Source organism: Roseibium sp. 10G30-5, from assembly GCF_055809635.1.
The window spans coordinates 20494-39371 of sequence record NZ_CM147918.1 but is presented as its reverse complement, the minus strand read 5'-3'; the positions used below and the strand labels follow the sequence as shown (position 1 = coordinate 39371).

15 protein-coding genes, 3 pseudogenes and 1 riboswitch are annotated in these 18878 nt (G+C 57.1%); of the genes and pseudogenes, 5 read left to right on the top strand and 13 right to left on the bottom strand.

Going from position 1 to position 18878, the window contains the following annotated elements; all coding sequences use genetic code 11:
• Positions 1-20: 20 nt before the first annotated feature.
• The 5 genes and pseudogenes from AC0L7U_RS00160 to AC0L7U_RS00140 form a co-directional block, all read right to left on the bottom strand.
• Positions 21-632: a thiamine phosphate synthase gene (locus tag AC0L7U_RS00160; protein ID WP_473692836.1), complete on the bottom strand. Its 612-nt coding sequence runs from the start codon at positions 630-632 to the stop codon at positions 21-23.
• The gene (locus AC0L7U_RS00155; protein ID WP_473692834.1) at positions 629-1402 is read right to left on the bottom strand and encodes a thiazole synthase; all 774 of its coding nucleotides are present in this window, start codon (positions 1400-1402) and stop codon (positions 629-631) included. Before AC0L7U_RS00155 ends, AC0L7U_RS00160 begins: the two co-directional genes overlap by 4 nt.
• Positions 1403-1406: 4 nt before the next feature.
• The gene (thiS, locus tag AC0L7U_RS00150) at positions 1407-1604 is read right to left on the bottom strand and encodes a sulfur carrier protein ThiS (RefSeq protein ID WP_473692832.1); all 198 of its coding nucleotides are present in this window, start codon (positions 1602-1604) and stop codon (positions 1407-1409) included.
• Positions 1601-2594, bottom strand: a pseudogene (gene thiO / locus AC0L7U_RS00145) (glycine oxidase ThiO). Before thiO ends, thiS begins: the two are co-directional and overlap by 4 nt.
• Before the next feature lie 157 nt (positions 2595-2751).
• Positions 2752-2861, bottom strand: a riboswitch (TPP riboswitch).
• An 83-nt stretch (positions 2862-2944) separates the two neighbouring features.
• Entirely contained in the window at positions 2945-3619 is a 675-nt protein-coding gene (locus AC0L7U_RS00140; RefSeq protein WP_473692830.1) for a TetR/AcrR family transcriptional regulator, read from the bottom strand.
• Positions 3620-3700: 81 nt separating this feature from the next.
• Between AC0L7U_RS00140 and AC0L7U_RS00135 the strand changes: the two genes are divergently transcribed.
• Both AC0L7U_RS00135 and tyrS read left to right on the top strand, forming a co-directional pair.
• On the top strand, positions 3701-4867 hold the full coding sequence (locus tag AC0L7U_RS00135; protein ID WP_473692828.1) for an FAD-dependent oxidoreductase: 1167 nt from the start codon (positions 3701-3703) through the stop codon (positions 4865-4867).
• A gap of 108 nt (positions 4868-4975) precedes the next feature.
• Complete coding sequence (gene tyrS / locus AC0L7U_RS00130; protein ID WP_473692826.1) at positions 4976-6229, top strand: tyrosine--tRNA ligase; 1254 nt, start codon at positions 4976-4978, stop codon at positions 6227-6229.
• A 107-nt stretch (positions 6230-6336) separates the two neighbouring features.
• On the opposite strand, the gene AC0L7U_RS00125 is transcribed toward tyrS, so the two are convergent.
• Positions 6337-8583, bottom strand: coding sequence for a hypothetical protein (locus tag AC0L7U_RS00125; RefSeq protein WP_473692824.1), 2247 nt, complete (start codon positions 8581-8583; stop codon positions 6337-6339).
• A gap of 8 nt (positions 8584-8591) precedes the next feature.
• The gene (locus tag AC0L7U_RS00120) at positions 8592-9668 is read right to left on the bottom strand and encodes a hypothetical protein (RefSeq protein ID WP_473692822.1); all 1077 of its coding nucleotides are present in this window, start codon (positions 9666-9668) and stop codon (positions 8592-8594) included.
• Between the two features lie 182 nt (positions 9669-9850).
• Here AC0L7U_RS00120 and bcp point away from each other — a divergent pair, with 182 nt between their 5' ends.
• Together bcp and AC0L7U_RS00110 are read left to right on the top strand one after the other, a co-directional pair.
• Positions 9851-10330, top strand: a complete 480-nt coding sequence (bcp, locus tag AC0L7U_RS00115) for a thioredoxin-dependent thiol peroxidase (protein WP_473692820.1) — start codon at positions 9851-9853, stop codon at positions 10328-10330.
• A gap of 114 nt (positions 10331-10444) precedes the next feature.
• Positions 10445-11794 (top strand): M23 family metallopeptidase, encoded by a 1350-nt coding sequence (locus tag AC0L7U_RS00110; protein ID WP_473692818.1) that lies wholly within the window; start codon positions 10445-10447, stop codon positions 11792-11794.
• A gap of 104 nt (positions 11795-11898) precedes the next feature.
• On the opposite strand, the gene AC0L7U_RS00105 is transcribed toward AC0L7U_RS00110, so the two are convergent.
• Both AC0L7U_RS00105 and prfB read right to left on the bottom strand, forming a co-directional pair.
• Positions 11899-13332 (bottom strand): methyl-accepting chemotaxis protein, encoded by a 1434-nt coding sequence (locus tag AC0L7U_RS00105; protein WP_473692816.1) that lies wholly within the window; start codon positions 13330-13332, stop codon positions 11899-11901.
• Positions 13333-13592: 260 nt separating this feature from the next.
• Positions 13593-14726, bottom strand: a pseudogene (gene prfB, locus AC0L7U_RS00100) (peptide chain release factor 2).
• Between prfB and AC0L7U_RS00095 the strand changes: the two are divergent.
• On the top strand, positions 14661-14825 hold the full coding sequence (locus tag AC0L7U_RS00095) for a hypothetical protein (protein WP_473695924.1): 165 nt from the start codon (positions 14661-14663) through the stop codon (positions 14823-14825). The pseudogene prfB and the gene AC0L7U_RS00095 sit on opposite strands and share 66 nt — an antisense overlap.
• A 40-nt stretch (positions 14826-14865) precedes the next feature.
• Here the strand turns inward: AC0L7U_RS00095 and AC0L7U_RS00090 are convergent.
• The 4 genes and pseudogenes from AC0L7U_RS00090 to AC0L7U_RS00075 all read right to left on the bottom strand — a co-directional run bounded on the left by AC0L7U_RS00090 (position 14866) and on the right by AC0L7U_RS00075 (position 18747).
• Positions 14866-17315: pseudogene (locus tag AC0L7U_RS00090) on the bottom strand (penicillin-binding protein 1A).
• Between the two features lie 304 nt (positions 17316-17619).
• A complete protein-coding gene (locus tag AC0L7U_RS00085) occupies positions 17620-17745 on the bottom strand; it encodes a hypothetical protein (RefSeq protein WP_473692814.1) in 126 nt (41 codons plus the stop codon).
• A gap of 13 nt (positions 17746-17758) precedes the next feature.
• The gene (locus AC0L7U_RS00080; RefSeq protein ID WP_473692812.1) at positions 17759-18532 is read right to left on the bottom strand and encodes an N-acetylmuramoyl-L-alanine amidase family protein; all 774 of its coding nucleotides are present in this window, start codon (positions 18530-18532) and stop codon (positions 17759-17761) included.
• A gap of 8 nt (positions 18533-18540) precedes the next feature.
• Positions 18541-18747 (bottom strand): hypothetical protein, encoded by a 207-nt coding sequence (locus tag AC0L7U_RS00075; RefSeq protein ID WP_473692810.1) that lies wholly within the window; start codon positions 18745-18747, stop codon positions 18541-18543.
• Between the last annotated feature and the right edge of the window lie 131 nt (positions 18748-18878).

Genomic DNA, 18878 nt, shown 5'->3' with positions numbered 1-18878 from the left:
GCGCGGAAGGTCCCGTGACCTTATCCCTTGCGCCAAGGCGCGGTTGAGGCGAGCCATTCACGCGTGCGGGCTTCCGGGTCGGTGTTGCGCAGCACATCCGTGACGACAGAAACACTGTCGGCTTCCATGCCCAGCGCCTGCACTGCGCGCTCCGGCGTCATGCCGCCGATGGCGATGAGAGGTGTCTCTCCCATCCGCGCTTTCCAGTCAGCCAGCTTTTCCAGTCCCTGCGGTGCCCATTTCATGCTCTTTAAAATCGTCGGAAACACAGGACCCAGCGCGATGTAATCCGGCCCTGCTGCCAGCGCTGTGTCCAGCTCGGCCGGATCGTGGCTGCTCAAGCCCAGCTTGAGGCCTGCCTTGCGGATAGCCGTCAGATCGGCGTCCGCCAGATCCTCCTGCCCCAGATGCAGCCAGGCACAGCCTTCCTCTATGGCGAGCTGCCAGTAATCATTGATCACCAGCATCAGGCCATACTGATCGGCCAGCGCCTTGGCTTTGCGGATTTCCGTCCGCAGCTCCGCCTCTTCCATATCCTTGATACGCAATTGCACAAGCCTGAGCCCAACAGGGGCAAGCGTCTCAATCCATGCGGCCCGGTCAACAATGAGATAAAACGGATCCAGTGTCATGAGAACACTCCCTGCCCGATCACGGGTGTCGAGGCGACGGCGAAATCGCGCGGCTCCAACAGACCTGCTTCAAAGGCCTCATGTCCGGCGGCAACCCCTTGTCCAAAAGCATGCGCCATGGCGACCGGGTCACCGGCCTTGGCAACGGCGGTGTTCAACAGGACAGCGTCGAAGCCGAGTTCCATCACGGTGACAGCGTGCGACGGCCGCCCCAGCCCGGCATCAACAATCAGCGGAACATCGGGAAAATAGCTGCGCAAGGTTTTCAAGGCCTGAAGGTTCAAAGGCCCGGCGGCCGATCCAATCGGCGCGCACCACGGCATCAGAACCTTACATCCCACCTCGACCAGACGCTCTGCCAGCACAAGGTCATCTGTCATATAGGGAAAGACCTCGAAGCCGTCCTGCGTCAGCACATCGGCGGCCTCCACGAGCGCAAAGGGATCGGGCTGCAATGTGTCGTGATGACCGATGACTTCCAGCTTCACCCAATTGGTCTTGAATACATCTCGTGCCATTTTCGCCGTCAGCACGGCTTCCTTCACCGTATGACAGCCTGCCGTATTGGGTAGGACCTCGACATCGAGATCCTTGATGAGCGACCAGAACTGTCCCCCGTTGCCCCCTCCGGCCGTTTCACGGCGCAAAGACACGGTGACAATGCCCGTCCCGGACGCCCTTACCGCATCGGCCAGCACGTGCGGCGAGGGATACTGCGCAGTGCCCAGAAGCAGACGCGAAGCAAAGGTCTTGCCATAGAGTGTCAGCATGGCCTTACCCTCCCTGCATGGGAGACAGAATTTCGATACGGTCGCCGTCTTTCACCGATTGCGCCGCCCGGTCTTCTGCCTGCACGAGTTCGCCGTTCAGCGCCGTCGCCAGACAATCGCCCTCGTAATCCAATTCACTCAACATATCGGCAAGCGTTGCCGTTGTGATCTGGCACGCTTCCCCATTGACGATCACCTTCATGAACGCCTCCTTTCAGATAGTCTGTCCTGAAACACCAGCTCTGCTGCCTGTTCGGCCATGGCCGGACTGAGCAGAAACCCATGTCGATATAATCCATTGACAATAATGCAAGCGCCATCACGCTCCGCCCGTGGCAGGTTGTCTGGCCAGTGCCGGGCGCACACCTGTTCCCATTTCAAGGATCTGCGCTTCGCCAAAGGCTGGATGCAGCGCATAGGCTGCATTCAACAGCTCCATAACGGAGCGGACCGTGGCGGCATGATCCACATCGCTCTCGATCATGGTAGCGCCGACCATGAAACAATTATCCGCCCGCGGCACGATGTAGATGGGAATACGCGGATGCAGCAGCCGCACCGGACGCGACAGGCGGATATCCGGTGTTTGCAGGATCAGCATTTCCCCCCGCACACCGCGCAGGGTCGGATACTGCTGCGCCTTACCCGTACACCGAACCTCGATATCAAAATCTGACGCTGACACATCGTCATCACCCGCTGCCAATCGCAAGATGCCACCTTGAGCCTGAAACGCACCGGCCAGCGCAACAAGGGCTTTGCGTGGATCCAGATGCGCTTCCTGCGTGAACATCAGGCCTTTGCGAAACCGACCGGAAAGATCCGGCTCAAGTGTCCCCACCTGTTCAGCGTCCAGCCAGTCATAGCAGGACGTCCTTTGAGCAAAGCGACCGAGATCGGCCGTATCGCGCGGCGGCGCCACAACAAGCGTTCCAGCCCTCGTCACGTGTCCGGGCAAGGCAGCCTCCCACCAATCGGCGGAGGTTTTGCCAAGCGTGATGACGGCCTCCTCGGCACTCTCGCGCTCACACCATGGTGCCAACATGCCCCCGGCAAACCATGAGGCGCCCGCCCCAATGCGATCAGCCCACTCGCACAGCGTGACCTCGACGCCCTCGGGAAGCCCACGTCGCAAGATGGCATAGGCTGTGCACACCCCGGCAACCCCGGCACCGCGCACAAGCACTTTCAACGACATAAGACACCTCGCACAAGGACCAGGGTCTTAAACGAGATAAAACACATGACACCACTCCAATCGAAATCGAAAGGAACCAGCTCATGATCTTGCGGGAAAATGCGTGAGGCGCACGAGCATATCGATCAAACCGTAACGGTGGAGATCACCCATGTGCGAGACAATCCATTCCTACGCCAGCATGAACTGGATCAGGTTCTAAGGGTAACGGCGCATACAGCCTGCTCTCAGCCTCTTGTCGAGGCTCCCCTTGGAGTAACGATGATCATGTGAGGACAAGGCCACGCTGTCAAGGCACGCGACCCAGCAACACACAGCGCGCCTGTGCAGTCCCGCCACAGCCTTTAAAAAGTGCTTTCGATGCCAGCGAGAATAAGGTCGATTCCGGCCAGAAACTGCTCGCGGTCGTCGTGGTCGGGCAACTCAGCCGCCACCTTGCGGATAAAGGGATACTCCTGCGCATCAAGCTTTGACCATTGCTCCGCAAAACGGGACAACACCTCATACCTGCTGGTCTCGGGCGCGTGTGAACGTGCATTTGCCGCATTCTGCCCCGCCACTCCGAGAATATAATTGAACAACGCCGAGGCCGCATTGAAATACCCTCTCTCAGGCACCCCCAACCGTTGCAACTGCTGACCAAGGCTTTCGAAAATCTGAAGCATCGCCGTCTGGGATGGCCCGCGCGAAAGCTGGGTTCCGACCCAGGGGTGGGCATCAATCACATCGAACACACCGAGAGCCACCTTGCGGATCACCTCTTCGGGAGAGCCGACAGTGGCAGCATTTCGCATCACCTGATCGACAACATGATCCGTGGCTGCAACAAGCAGTTCCTCCTTATTGGCGACATGCCAGTAAAGCGCTCCACTTCCGGTTGCCAATTGCATGGCCAATGCACGAAACGTCAGGGCGCGTTCACCACCACCGTCCAGAAGGACAATCGCGGCATCGACGATACGGGCCTTGGTCAGAGCGTCCGCGCGGCGGTCTGGTGATCGTGTTTTCTCGGATGTCATGAATCCATATTGACATGACTGGAACAATGTTCCAAATCTTTTGAAATGGAACATTGTTCCAGACTCAAAAAGGCGGAATAAATGACCCCGATCACCATTGTTGGTGCAGGCCTTGGCGGATTGACACTCGCCCGCTTGCTTCATCTCAAAGGCATGCCTGTCATTGTCTATGAGGCAGACGCTTCACCGGAGGCCAGAACCCAGTGTGGCCAACTCGATATTCATGAGGCAACAGGACAGGCTGCGCTTGCTGCGGCTGATCTGCGAGATGCTTTTCACGCCATTATCCACGAGGGCGGCGAAGCGACACGCGCGCTCGACTGCAACGGCACGGTGCTGTTTGAGGATAAAGATGACGGCACCGGCACACGCCCGGAAGTTCTGCGCGGCGATTTGCGAGACATCCTCCTGTCCTCCCTGCCGAAAGGCACCGTAAACTGGGGACACAAACTCAAAAGCGCCGTGCCTTTGGGCAATGGACACCATCAGCTGACGTTCGAGAATGGCACCACCGTTTCCACGTGTCTTTTGGTTGGCGCGGATGGAGCGTGGTCCAGAGTGCGCCCTTTGTTGTCCACGGCAAAGCCGCACTATATCGGTACGTCCTTTGTTGAAACATATCTGCATGATGCGGATGTCCGTCACCCAGCATCGGCAAGAGCCGTCGGATGCGGTGGCATGTTCGCGCTTCAGCCAGGCCACGGGATTACAGCCCACCGCGAAGCCAATGGCGTGCTTCACACCTATGTGCAACTCAGCCGACCTGCCGAGTGGTTCGAGACCATTGACTTCACTGATGCGAAAGCCGCGACCAATCGTATTCTCGCCGAATTTGCCGGATGGTGCCCGGACCTGACAGCTCTGATTTCCGACAGCGACACCATACCTGTCTTGCGGATGCTTCATGCTCTGCCCGATGCTCACCGATGGCAACGGGTCGCAGGCGTGACGCTGCTTGGCGACGCAGCGCATCTGATGCCGCCATGTGGCGAAGGGGCCAATCTGGCCATGTATGATGCCCTTTGTCTTGCCGAGGCGATCGCAACACCCCCGACAGACGTGGAGGCCGCTCTCACGACTTATGAAGACGCAATGTTTACCCGCAGCGCAAAAGAGGCTGTGGAGGCGCATTGCGTCATGGACATGTGCGTTGGTGACGAGGCTCCAATGTCCCTGATCCGATTTCTGAAGATGACGGCAGGGTCAGATGCTCCGCCCGCCGACCATGGACAGCGCTCCGAATTCTGAGCAGTTTTCCGCTTTTTTCATCTCCCCCCGTGAAATCTTGCCAAAGGTCCGCTATAGCGGTTGCAAATGATTTGCCGGGCGAAAGGCCCGTCTTCACAGGGAAGACATATGACCGAGTATAAATCCGAGTTTTTGCGCACGTTGCAGGAACGTGGCTTCATTCATCAGATGTCCGATGAGAGTGGCCTCGACGATCTTTTGTCCAAGGAAACCGTCACGGCCTATATCGGCTTCGACTGCACGGCGGAAAGTCTGCATGCAGGCTCTCTCGTGCAGATCATGATGCTTTACTGGTTCCAGCAGACCGGCCACCGTCCGATCACGCTGATGGGCAGTGGTACAACGCGCATTGGCGATCCGACGGGCAAGGATGAAGCCCGCAAGATGCTGGATGACGCCACCATCGAAAGCAACAAGGCGGGGATCCGCCAGGTTTTCGAAAAGCTGCTGACATTTGGTGATGGCGCAACCGATGCGGTGATGCTGGACAATGCCGACTGGCTGATGAAACTCAACTACGTTGACTTTCTGCGCGAGGTCGGCCGTTTCTTCTCCGTCAATCAGATGATCCAGCGCGACAGTGTGCGCCTGCGTCTGGAACGTGAGCAGCACCTGTCGTTCCTGGAATTCAACTACATGTTGTTGCAGGGCTACGACTATCTGGAGATCTACCGGACCCATGGCTGTCGCCTGCAAATGGGCGGGTCCGACCAGTGGTCCAATATCCTGTCAGGCACCGACCTGATCCGCCGCATGGAAAGTGTCGATGCTTATGCACTGACATCCCCCCTGCTGACGACAGCATCGGGCGCCAAGATGGGCAAGACCATGGGTGGAGCCGTGTGGCTGAATGCCAATATGCTGTCCGCCTATGACTATTGGCAGTATTGGCGCAACACGGAAGACGCCGATGTCGAGCGCTTCCTGAAGTTGTTCACGGTCCTGCCGCTGGATGAGGTCGCCCGTCTTGCCGCCCTGGAAGGCGCAGGCATCAACGAAGCCAAGAAAGTGCTGGCAACGGAAGCCACCGCGCTCATTCATGGCCGCGAGGCTGCCGAAGCCTCTGCCGAAACCGCCCGCAAGGCCTTTGAAGAAGGTGAAAGCGCCAGCGGCCTGCCCACGGTTGAGATCCCTCAGGCGGATCTGAACGCCGGGATCGGCATTCTCAACGCGTTTGTCATCGCAGGTCTTTGCGCCTCCAACGGCGATGTGCGTCGCAACATCAAAGGCGGCGCCATCCGCGTCAACGATGTGGCAGAGCAGAACGACAAGCGCACGCTGACCGACACTGACCTGACGGCAGACGGCATCATCAAATTGTCGATGGGCAAGAAAAAGCATGTGCTTTTGAAGCCGGTCTGATCAAAGCATCACAACCATCACCCTCTCACGAAAAGGCCGGGCCTGATTGCCCGGCCTTTTCTTTTGCCTGATGAATGGTGTCTGTGTGAGACCGACAGACGCGTCGATCAGAACTCGAACATTTTGCGGAAGATCCCCGGCGCGATGGCCGAAATTGGATTAATTTTGATCTGCGGCTTGGCGGTGGTGCCCTTTACCTCATAGGTGACGCCGATCAAGCCTTCGCCCGATGTGCCCCCCAGCGCAAAGCCCAGGATCGGAATCTTGGCGAAAATGTTGTTGAGGGCGTAAATCGGTACAAAGGTTCCGGTCAGATCGAGTGCCTGAGTTTTGAGATTGACGTCACCAGACACCGTTCCGCCGATGACGACACCCTTCAAAGCACCCTTGGTGACGCGCAGGATATTGCCGCCCCGCGCGAAAGAAAGCTGCAAGGTGTCGAAAGACGCATCAACAGCCAGATTGGCAGTGCGTGCAGCGGCAGACGGAGCTCCAGGGCGAACAATCTGTCCCTGCCGCCCCGAAAACAGATCCGGGCGCCGGGCAAGTTTCGCCAGAGCAGGATCTTGCGAGATGGAGAAATCGCTGACCTGGAACCTGCCCTGAAACTTGTCCATCGAGTTCAAGGTAATACGCAGACGCCCCTTTCCGCCCCGCATCCGCTTGTAGATATCGAGAAACCGCAGCAGGGCGCCGGAATTGTCAAACACGCCAAGCGCCGACCCCTTGCCCATCTTGCCTTTGGTGTTCAACTCAAAGCTGAAAGCGGAACGGCCTTCCAGCAGCCCCGTGAGATCGGCAGACTGCAATCCCGTACCCGTGGACACGATGACGCCGCCGAAATTGGCAAGATTGATGCCATTGAACCCGATTACACGGTCGAGATTGGCATTGATGACAAGTTTCTTGAAACCGGCATCGCCACCTTTGTCTGTATCATCGCTCTTCAGACGCCGGATCAGGCCGCGCGCGTCGAAACTGGTGCCTTCCAAATCGACACGATAGGCGCCAGCCCCCGTGGAGCGAATGGTCATTGAGGCATCGTCCCCGGACCGTAACTGAAAATCCTTGAAGGTGGCGCTGTGCAATTGACCGCTGTCGGAAACAATGACGTTGCCCGCCACATGCACGCCCTCGGAATCGAGCACAAGATTGTCGATGTGCCGGGTGCCGTCTTTCTCGATCAACTGGAAGGAAGCCGTCGCCGGCACACCCTTGTTTTTTTCCCAGCCAAGCGGTGCAAGACGGATCTGCGCGTTGGTCAGATCCACTTTGAAACTCTGCTGATCAGGCTCTGCATCCACGGAGATCTTCATTGCCCCATCAAGAAAGGCCGTCAGATCAACTCCGCGCTTTTTCAAATCGGCAGCCGTAACCGACAGAGACACACCCTGATGGCCATCGACATCAGCGCCACCCACTGGCACCAGCAAGTCAATATCGGCCTTCAGGCCATCCATAACGCCCTTGCCCTTGACGGCGACCTTCGACGGTTCAGCATCGACATCAAGATCAGCATCGTGAATGGAATGCCCCTCGATCTGCGCCTTGGAGGAGAAGTTTTTCAGGGACGCCTTGGCTGACCAATCCAGATCTGAAATGGCCAAATTTTTTTCCAAAGGCAATTTGGCATGGATCTGCAAGGTGCTTTGGCCTGACAGGCCCGACGCATCAATCTTGGCCCGGTCCATCACGTTGAACGGTGGCAGATTGAGAATACCTGCAACCGTCTTCGCCTCGCCCTTGGTGGTCAGGTCCAGAATACCATCCTTGCCGTGCTTCTGTGTCAGATTGGTGATCTGAAAGGTGCCCTGCGGGATCTCCACGGGCGTTGCGCCGTCAATCTTCCCGTCCTTACCGGAAATGGTCATCAGTTCATTAGCAACCTTCACCGTGCCGTCGATGCCCTCGATCTCCGGCATGGTGTCGAGCGGCTGCACCGCCATATCCGAAAACGACATGTCCATGGTCACGTCATTACCTGACCAACCGGCGTTCGGATCCTTCGAATTGAAGGCCGGAGGCCGCACCGATGCCGTCACCTGCATGGCGGTCACAAGACCCGTCTTGATATGATCAATCACCCAGCGCCGCCCCGGTGGAACAAGCGTGATTGGCCAGATCTGCTTGGCCAGACCGACAGGAACGTCATGCGCCGCCAAAGCCAATGCGAGATAGGGACCATCGGGCCGGATGTCGACTGATCCCTTGGCATCCACCGTCGCCGGCCCTGACTGCAAATGGGCATTGTCGATGAACAGCGTATGAGTGTCCATGTCAAAGCGACCACCAGCGTTGATCTCATCCACACGCACGGGCGCGCTTGGAATGTCCGATGACCCGAATTTCGCCATGTTGGAGGTCAGAGAAAAGCCCCACTGCGACCCTTTTTTTCAGGCGGGTGCAGCAGGCCACGAAACGCCAGACTGGAATTGGCGTATTCCCCGTGCAGATCTGTAATCTCGATGGTTTTCTGGTTCTTGATCCAGCGTAGCCCGACAGCGGCATCGTCATAACGCAAGGTGGTCTTGCCAAGCTGTAACCAGCCCGACTTTCCACGCACCGCCATGGACGCACTCTGGAAGGATCCTTCCTTCTGGTTCATCTTGGCCTGAAAAACCATCGTCAACGGCAGGCCCATCCCCTTGCCCGATTGACTGCCCGGATCCGCATTGAGCAGATCACCGAGAGTGATGTTCTCGACTGTGAAATCCAGGTCGCGCGTGCCATTCGGCTTGGCTGTGTTGACCGGATCGCGGCGCAACTGCGCATGCCAGGCTCCGAACCGGCCAACGATACGAACATTGCCATGAATATTCCCGCGTCGGCTGCGGGTCAGAATCGCATCAATACCGCGAATACGGCGAGGAAAAGCGCCCGTCAGAGCGACGCTGCCGTTGGAGACGGAAAAGCGTTTCAGGCGGCGACGGGCAAACTCGCGGTCCACAACGGCGGCCACCCGGTCGGCAGCCTCAACCAATGACGACATTTGTGGGATACGGCCACCGCCCTGCTGAACCCCGACGACCACATGCGGGCGTTCCAGAGAAAGCGAGGCAAAATTCAACCGTCCGGCCAAAAGCGCCTTGCCGCTGACCGGCGCCTTGATTCGTGGCAGGATCACATCCACCTGTACCTGCCCCTTGACCTTGAGATGCGCTTCACGCAATTCGACCGCGATCCCCTCGTCGGAGGAGAAGTCGATGGTGGCATCGGCAATGGTCAGAGAAACATTATCGTGATCGACTTTTTCAGCCAGCATCTGGGCCAGCATCGGCACATGGATCGGGCCCACGGCGTAGCAATAAATCAGTGCACAAGCGATGCCCGTCAAAAGGAACAGGGGGAGCGCCAGCAGGAGGCCAATAAAATAGGTTCGCTTTCGCATGCGGAAGCGCCGTTTTGGCTTGACCTCAGGTGTGTCCGATTCGTTTCCCATTCCCGTTGAACTCTTGTTCCTTGGCACCTGAATTCAGTGATCTTTTTGGTTTGCTTCGTTCAGCCAAAGATTGACCAGTCGGGACAGGTGCCTATGATAATTGATAAGCACCAAAAGTCGACACGGCCAAGGGTTTCGCATTCTGCGCATAAACCCGCTCACTGTGACGTAAGGAAGGCAACATGACTGACTTAACCATCGGCAGCCCTGCTCCCGAGTTCACACTGCCCGCGGATGGTGAACAGGGTGTTAAATTGTCGGAGTGTCTCGGACATCCGGTCGTGATCTATTTCTACCCGAAAGCCGACACGCCCGGCTGCACAAAGGAAGCAATTGCGTTCTCCGACCTCATCGAAGAGTTTGCGGCGCTGAACACAACCATCATCGGCATTTCTCCTGATGCTTTGCCCAAACACGAAAAATTCAAGGCCAAGCATAACCTGAAGGTTCGCCTCGCCTCTGATGAAGACAAGGCTGTGTGCGAGGCCTATGGCGTATGGGTCGAGAAGTCTATGTACGGACGCAAATATATGGGTGTCGAACGGTCGACCTTCCTGGTTGCTGCGGACGGAACACTGGCTGAAATCTGGCCCAAGGTGAAAGTTGCCGGCCATGCGGAGAAGGTTCTTGAGGCTGTTCGCACTCTCACGGCAAAGAACTGACATCCCCGCAATTCACGCGTGCAGAACTGCAACCTGAACGACAAACCACAGAATATTAACCTTACCGGTTTTTAAATGGGCTTGTCAGTTTTCAAGGTTTCAACTGGTGTGTCCGTGACCCGTTATCGACCCAACTTCAATCACCCCGGCTCCTCTTCCGTCAATGCCACTGATCGCACTTCGCGATCAGTGGGCAAAACCACCCGGCTTGGCCTGTCTCGCAGACAGATGATGGCAACAGTAGCGCTTGTGATTGTCACAATCGGAGCGGGCTGGACCGGTAAAATGGTCTTTACGTCCATGCGCCAGTCGATCACGACCCACGCTTCACAAGACAAGGCGCGCGTGGCGCAAGGCTATGAGACACGCATTGCCCGCCTGCGCTCCGAGATTGATCGCCTGCGCAGCACTCAGGCGCTTGAACGCAACACCGTTGAAACCAAACTCAGCAGCCTTCTCAAACGCCAGAATCAGTTGTCGCAGCAACATATCGTTGTCTCAGATCTGATGAAGCGCGCCGCAGACAGCGGCCTTGGGCTGTCGCTTTCTCCCGCTGTTCCCTTGCAAAAACCGGAAGAGCTTGCCATGGAAGACCCATCGGCAATCGGTGGCGAACCTGAACCCATTCAGGACCCGATCACAGCCCTCGGCTTGAGAGGCAGTACCCCCGACCCTTTTGATGCACCCGCCGTCTCAGGCGGGACCGCTTCAGGCGCATGGCATTCATCTTCAAATGCAACGGATCCGACGGCAACACGCATCACGCAAGATCGCCAGCATCTGGCTCAGGTGGCCCAGACATTGAGCCGCATCGGCGCTGACTACAAAAAAACCCTGACGACACTGGCGCTTGCCGCCATGGAAAAGACCAGACGATTGAAGACGGCGCTCTCGCCGCTATCACCAACGATCCGTAGCATGGTCTTGCAGTCCGATGATGTCGGCGGTCCCTATGTGCCCTACACGCCCGCCAATGCCTTCGAGGCAACGGCCCTGCGTACCAATCAGGCGCTGTCCGAACTGGAACTCATTGCCTCGAAGCTGCCACTGATACCGCTGAACCGACCCGTTGCGTCTCATGCCATTTCCAGCCCCTATGGGCCGCGGGAAGATCCGTTCCTCAACAAGCTCGCCATGCACACTGGCGTCGATTTCAAGGCCATGTGGGGCTCTCCCGTTCATGCAACGGCAGATGGCACTGTGCTTCGCGCCGGATGGACAGGAGGCTACGGCAATATGGTGGCCATTCGCCACAAGAGCGGACTGATCACGCGCTATGGTCATATGAGCAAACTGCTCGTCACGGCAGGCGAAAAAGTTGCCGAAGGCCAAACCATCGGCCGCGTTGGCAGCACAGGACGCTCAACCGGGCCACACCTGCATTATGAGATCCGCAAGAATGGTCATGCAATTGATCCGATGGGATTTGTCAACGTGGGTGACGAAATCCACCAAATCCTCTGAACCGCAGAACTCCATCGCACCTCATACAAAAGCAGCGGCTCCCTGTCCGGAAACCGCTGCCTTTTTATCTCCCGATCCGGCGAGGGCCGCCGGTCGATCTCCCGTTACGCCAATGCAGCGGAGGTCTTGCGGACGCTTTGTGTCGCTGCGTCAATCTCCGACGTCGTTGACGAAATGGTCTTGATCGTATCAGAGACCATTTCCACGCCTTGCGAGACGGTCTGGAGGTTGGAGGAGATTTCTTCGCTGACAGAGGTCTGCGCTTCCACAGCCACCAAAATGCCGGAGGAAATGTCGCTCATCTGGTTGATGATCGACAAAATGTTCCGGTTCGCGGCAACCGCCTGCTTGGTGGTGTCCTGCATCCGCGTGATCTGCTCGCCAATCTTGGCCGCAGCCTGACTGGTACGCAAAGCCAGATCCTTGACCTCATTGGCAACCACGGCAAAGCCCCGCCCCATTTCACCGGCCCGCGCCGCCTCAATGGTCGCATTCAACGCCAAAAGGTTTGTCTGTGCGGCTACGGAGGAAATGATCTCAATGACATCATTGATCGTTTCGGCGTCATGGGTCAGGCCAATCATGATCTCGTCCGAGCGGGACGCTTCGCCCACCGCTTGAGCGGAGATTTCACGCGCAGTCTGGGCCTGCGATTGAATGCTCTGGATCGACCCGACCAGTTCCTCTGCACCGGCTGCAACGCTTTGCGCGCTCTCGACCGTTTTAAAGGACGCGACAGCAGACCCCGAAGCCTGATCGGTCAGATGCGAGATTGACCCGGCAATCTGTACAAGTTGGCCGTCAATCTGATGCTGGGCCTGCTCGCGCAAGATACGCCGGTTCGTTGCACCTGTGATGTCGGTTGCAAATTTGACGATCTCATAAAGATTGCCCTCTTCGTCAAAGATCGGGTTGTAGGTGGCCTGAATCCAAACCTCCCGGGCGCCTTTTCCAAGGCGGCGATAGACATCGGACTGATACTCACCAGCCCCCAGCTTTTCCCAGAACCTTGCGTATTCGGCGCTCTTTGCAAAATCAGGATCAACAAACATGCGATGATGCTTGCCCTCAACTTCCTCCGCCTCATAACCAAGTGTCTTCAGGAAATTCGCGTTGGCGTGCAGGATGGTACCATCCGGCTTGAAATGGATGACGGCCTGAGACCGGTTGATGGCATCAATCACCCCCTGATTGCCCCGAACGGAACGCTTTCGCGCCGTTACATCACGACCCATCAGCACCACTTTGGCCAATTTTCCCCTGCGCCCCATGACCGGTGTGTAGGTGAGATCAAGCCAGATTTCCTTGTCTGTTGATGCGACATGGAAGTGGAATTCGCCCTGGCGAGGTTTCCCTGGGCAAGATCCGCCCAGAAATCCGACCTTAGCCAATGTGCGGGCGGTTTCCGGTGACAACAGATCGGAGTGTGCCTGCCCGATCAGCCTCTTTACCTCAGTCTCAAAGAGTGTGGCAAACTTCTCGTTTACAACTCGCAAGGTGCCATCTGGCGCAATTTCAGCCACGGCATTCGAGCGCATGAGTGCTTCAACAGTTGCCTTGCAATCGGAAAATTCCAATAAAGCCAATCTCAGGGCCCTCGCTAGTATACGTAATTTCCACTAGCACCTTCCTTGCTCTCAAGACCTTTCTCATTCGTGAACAACATCACTGGAACGTGATCACATTTTACGCCGCGGCAAAAACGTGATCGACGGACGCAAAACTTTCATAAAAAAAGGCATCCTCCACGAGAGAGAATGCCTTTTCAGTTTCGATCATTTGGGAAGGCCAACCTGTGTTAGTCGAGGTCTTCCACCTGCACTTCATCCCCCCCGAATACACGTTGGGCGAGTGCAGCTTCCATGAACTTGTCCACGTCTCCATCGAGCACATCGCCCGGAGCCGTGCTGTCTACGCCAGTGCGCAGATCCTTGACGAGCTGATACGGCTGCAAAACATAAGACCGAATCTGATGCCCCCAACCGATGTCGGTCTTGCCAGCCTGCTCGGCATTGGCAGCCTCTTCGCGCTTTTTCAGTTCGGCCTCATACATACGCGCTTTCAGCATGGATCAGGCGGTGGCCCGGTTTTTATGCTGCGATCGCTCGCTCTGACACTGCACGACGATCCCGGTCGGCTGGTGCGTGATACGCACGGCAGAGTCTGTCGTGTTGACGTGCTGTCCACCAGCGCCAGACGCACGGTATGTATCAATACGGCAATCGCTCTCATTGATGTCGATATCAATCGAATCATCAATCACCGGATAGACCCAGACACTGGAGAAGCTGGTGTGACGGCGGGCATTGCTGTCGTAAGGCGAGATCCGCACCAGACGATGAACACCAGACTCGGTCTTCATCCAGCCATAAGCGTTCTCACCCTTGATCTGCAACGTGGCCGACTTGATGCCAGCTTCTTCGCCGTCATGGTATTCCAGCACTTCGACCTTGAAGCCGCGCTTTTCGGCCCAACGACGGTACATGCGCAACAACATCGAAGCCCAGTCCTGCAGCTCTCGGTGCCACCCGCGCCGGAGTTGATCTCGACGTAAGTGTCATTGCCATCGGCTTCACCAGACAACAAGGACTGCAACTGAAGCTGATTGACTTTGCTCAAGAGCCCCTTGAGGCCGTCTTCAGCATCCTTGATCACCGAGGCATCATCTTCCATCTCGCCAAGTTCAATCAGCTCGATGTTGTCGGCCATGTCCTGTTCCAGCGAACGGACACCAGAAATACCATCGTCCAGTTGCTGGCGCTCGCGCATCAGCTTTTGCGCTTTAGTCGGGTCATTCCATAGATCGGGATTCTCGGACAGAGCGTTCAGCTCGTCCAGTCTGACAAGGGCCTGATCCCAGTCAAAGATGCCTCCTCAGCAGGCTTATGGCCTGCTTGATTTCATCGACGATGCCTTCGATCTCGGCGCGCATCGGATACCTCCTGATATGGTGACAGAAGCCCTGCCGACAGGACGTGTCGACAGGGCTGATTTTGCGGCGGACATTAGCGGTTTGCAACGCGGCTTGTAAACTGCTCAGACCGCCAAAGATGTTGGCCGGGCGAGCCCGATCAGTAGAGACCGCCCGTGCCACTGAGGACGGCCTTGTTGGCCTCGGGGGAGACGTTCTGCATCGGCGCACCAATGCTGTCTTCGTCGCCAATAATGGAATAGCTGTCAGGCGGTTCCATCCCCGGCTTGAACGCTTCCAGGATCGATCCTGGTGCCCCTGCCGTGGTCCGCAGGCCAGTGGTGCGGTTGATCGGAATAAGCTGGATGCCTTTGGGAACGCGGAAATCCACCTTCGGCTTGTCCTTGAGAACAGAATGAACGAACTCGGCAAAGATGGGCGCTGCGACATAACCACCTGTGCCCTGACGGCCAAGCGATTTGGGCGTGTCATAACCAACGAAGACCCCAACGGTCAGATTGGGCGTGAAGCCCATGAACCAGGCGTCCTTTTCATCGTTGGTGGTGCCGGTCTTGCCAGCCACCGGACGATGCACGACGGCCTTGACCTTGCTGCCCGTGCCGCGCTGAATAACACCTTCCATCATCGAGGTGATCTGGTAGGCGGTCATCGGATCGAGAACCTGTTCACGGTTGTCGATCAACTTGGGCTCAGGCTGATTGTCCCACTTGGCATCATTACAGCCTTCGCAAATACGGCTGTCGTGCTTGTAGATCGTATGGCCGTAACGATCCTGGATCCGGTCGATCAGCGTGGGATGAATGCGACGTCCCCCATTGGCGATTGTCGCATAGGCAGAAGTCAGACGCATAACCGTGGTTTCGCCCGCCCCCAGAGCCATCGACAGCACTGGCTTGAGGTGATCATAGATCCCGAAACGCTGGGCGTATTGCGCCACAAGCGGCATGCCCATGTCCTGCGCCAGACGCACTGTCATGACGTTTCGTGAGTGCACGATCCCGGTCCGCAGTGTCGAAGGACCATAGAACTTGCCTTCGTAGTTCTGCGGTTTCCAGGATCCTGTCCCGGACCCTGCTGGATCTCGATAGGCGCATCCATGATCACCGACGAGGGGGTGTAGCCATTGTCGAGGGCAGCCGAATAAAGAAACGGCTTGAATGAAGACCCGGGCTGACGATAGGCCTGTGTAGCTCGATTGAACTCGCTGAGGTCGTAGCTGAAGCCCCCGACCATGGCCAGCACACGGCCCGTGTAAGGGTCCATCGCCACCAGCGCACCAGACACGGACGGGATCTGCTGGAGATCGTAGACGCCGGTCTGCTTGCCATCCACGGAGACATAGACCACGTCGCCGGGCGACAGCACATCTGAAACCTTCGACGGGGCATGACCTTTGACGCGCGCCCACTTCATGCTGTCGAGCTTGACAATGCCTTCGGTGCGCTTGCTTGAAAGCTTGCCGCCGGGCAGATCCTTCGGACGCAAGCCAACGGTCGCCTGATCGCCACCGCTCTTGAGCACGACGGCCAGTTCCCAATTGGGCAGATCGGTCAGATCCTTGACCTTGGACAAAGGCACACCCCAGTCCGCATCAATGGAGATCGTGTCGATCTTGCCGTGCCAATTGGTGTGCCCCCGGTCGTAATTCATCAGGCCATCCTGAAGCGCCTTGCGAGCCAACCGCTGATATTTCGGCTTCAGCGTGGTGCGTACCGACAGGCCGCCTTCGTAAAGCTTCTTCTTGCCATAGATGTCGGCCACCTGGCGGCGCACATCCTCGGTGAAATATTCTGCGTAATAAGGCGCGTGGTTCTGATGGTGCGTCACGACCTTCAGCGGCTCGGCCTTGGCCTTTTCGCCCTGCTCTGCCGTGACATAGCCATTCTCGACCATACGGTCGATCACCCAGTTGCGGCGGGTGACAGCGCGGTCGTGATGCAGGAACGGCTGATAGTTGTTCGGCGCCTTGGGCAACGCCGCCAGATACGCCATCTGCGCCAGATCCAGCTCATTCACCGACTTGTCGAAATATGATAGTGACGCAGCAGCAACACCATAAGACCCCATGCCGAGATAGATCTCATTGAGATAAAGTTCGAGAATCTTCGGCTTGGAGAAGGTCTGCTCGATACGCAGCGCCAGAATCGCTTCCTTGATCTTGCGGACGATCGAAACTTCATTGGTGAGCAGGAAGTTCTTGGCCACCTGCTGGGTGATCGTCGATGCCCCTTCAGGACGACGGCCAGACCCGAAGTTCTGCAAATAGCGAAAAGCGGCGCGCATGATGCCGACCGGGTCAATTCCGATATGATGATAGAAGTTCTTGTCTTCTGCCGAGATGTAAGCATCCTTCAGCAGATCAGGAACGGCCTGAATGGGCAGAAACATCCGCTTCTGTGTTGCATATTCTGTCAGCAGGGAGCCGTCAGCGGCATGCACGCGTGTCATGACGGGGGGCTCATAGTCCTTCAACGCCTTATAGTCGGGCAAATCCTGACTGATATGCTGAAGGTAGATCCACACCCCGGCTGCGGCAACCAGTCCGAGCGCGGCTCCGATGCCGAAGAGGTATCCAAAAAATTTGGCCAGAAACTTCATACTGCGGGGCTCATCTTTCCCGGTTCTGTTTGATTGATCGCTGCTGTCTAACACAAGATACATGCAGTTGGGCTTTTTATCGCCCGCACATACAGAGCTGTCCAGCGCTCCAATTCTCCTAGTAATATGGCAATGCTGAGGCGTCGGCGATCACGCCCGGTAAAAGCATGGCGATCTGCCGAACAGTTCTGCAAAAGCCCCGACGTCTTCCCCGGCCCGGAGATGCGAAATCAAAACCGCGCGAACTGCCAGGAAGCCCCTTTGCGCCACGACATACCCGCCGCACTCGCGCGCGTCAATTCAAGGAGCGCTCCTTGTCGACGGTCTTTTGTTCGAGTGCCCGCAGGCGCGGTTCAAAAAACACATCGACAGCCTTGACCATCGCCCCGGCCATCCGCTCACGCCACGGCGTCGATCCCAACAGATCCTCGTCTTTACGATCTCGACAAATACCCCAGTTCCACCAGAACCGACGGCACATCATGGGCCTTGAGAACCACAAAACCGGCAGACCGGTGGGGATTCTTGATCAGCAAAACCTTGTTCTTCATGGCACCTATCAGGTCTCGAGCGAACATGACCGAAAAATTACGACTTTCCCGGCGCACCAGATCGAGAAGAATATCCGTCACATCCTTTTTCTGATCCGGCAGATCAACTCCGGCGATGATGTCCGATCTGTTTTCGGAATCTGCCATTTCCTGCGCCAGATCATCCGATGCCTTGTCAGACAGGGTGTAGACGGTGGCTCCACGCACATAACGCCCGCCGCGCCGCACCGAATCTGCATGAATGGAAACGAACAGATCCGCATCATGATCGCGGGCAATCTCCACCCGCTTGGCGAGGGGAATAAAGGTGTCGTCATCCCGCGTCATGTAGACGACGTAATGCCCGGTCTTTTCGAGATGACGTTTCAGGGTCTTTGCGAAGGCCAGAACGATGGATTTCTCGAGCACCCCATCCACGCCTTGTGCTCCTGTGTCGATGCCACCATGACCGGGATCAAGAACAATGACAGGCAAGCGTGGGCCCTTGCGCATCGACACGTGATCTCCTTTGCCCTCGACAGCGGCATGCTGTTCCTTCGCGCGATCTTGCGATACCAGCTTGAGAAAGCTGTCACGGTTGGAATGTGCCAGATCCAGCACATAGCGGGCCGGTTGCCCATCGCGGGCCGGAATGGAGAAAGACGTTTCAATGGTCACCGGGCGCTTCAGGTCAATGACGACACGCGACTTTCCCGGCGCAAACAGGCCATACCGCCACAGGCACTGATCAATCCTCGGCCCGTCTTGCCGGTCTTGGCCTTGAGATCAAAGGACACCTTCGGCATATCCAGCACAAGTCGATAGGGATCAGCCAAAGCAGAGACTGAAACAGTCGTGGGCTGATTGAGGTCGAGGACGAATCGCGTGCGCACGACATCGCCGATGATCTCGCCCCGCAGTCACATGCACCGGCCCCTCTCCCACTTGCCTGGCAGGGCTGCTTTGCGCCGCCTTTGCAATCACAAGTGGTTGATGATGCTGAGTGCGCCCCGCCGCCCGTGCA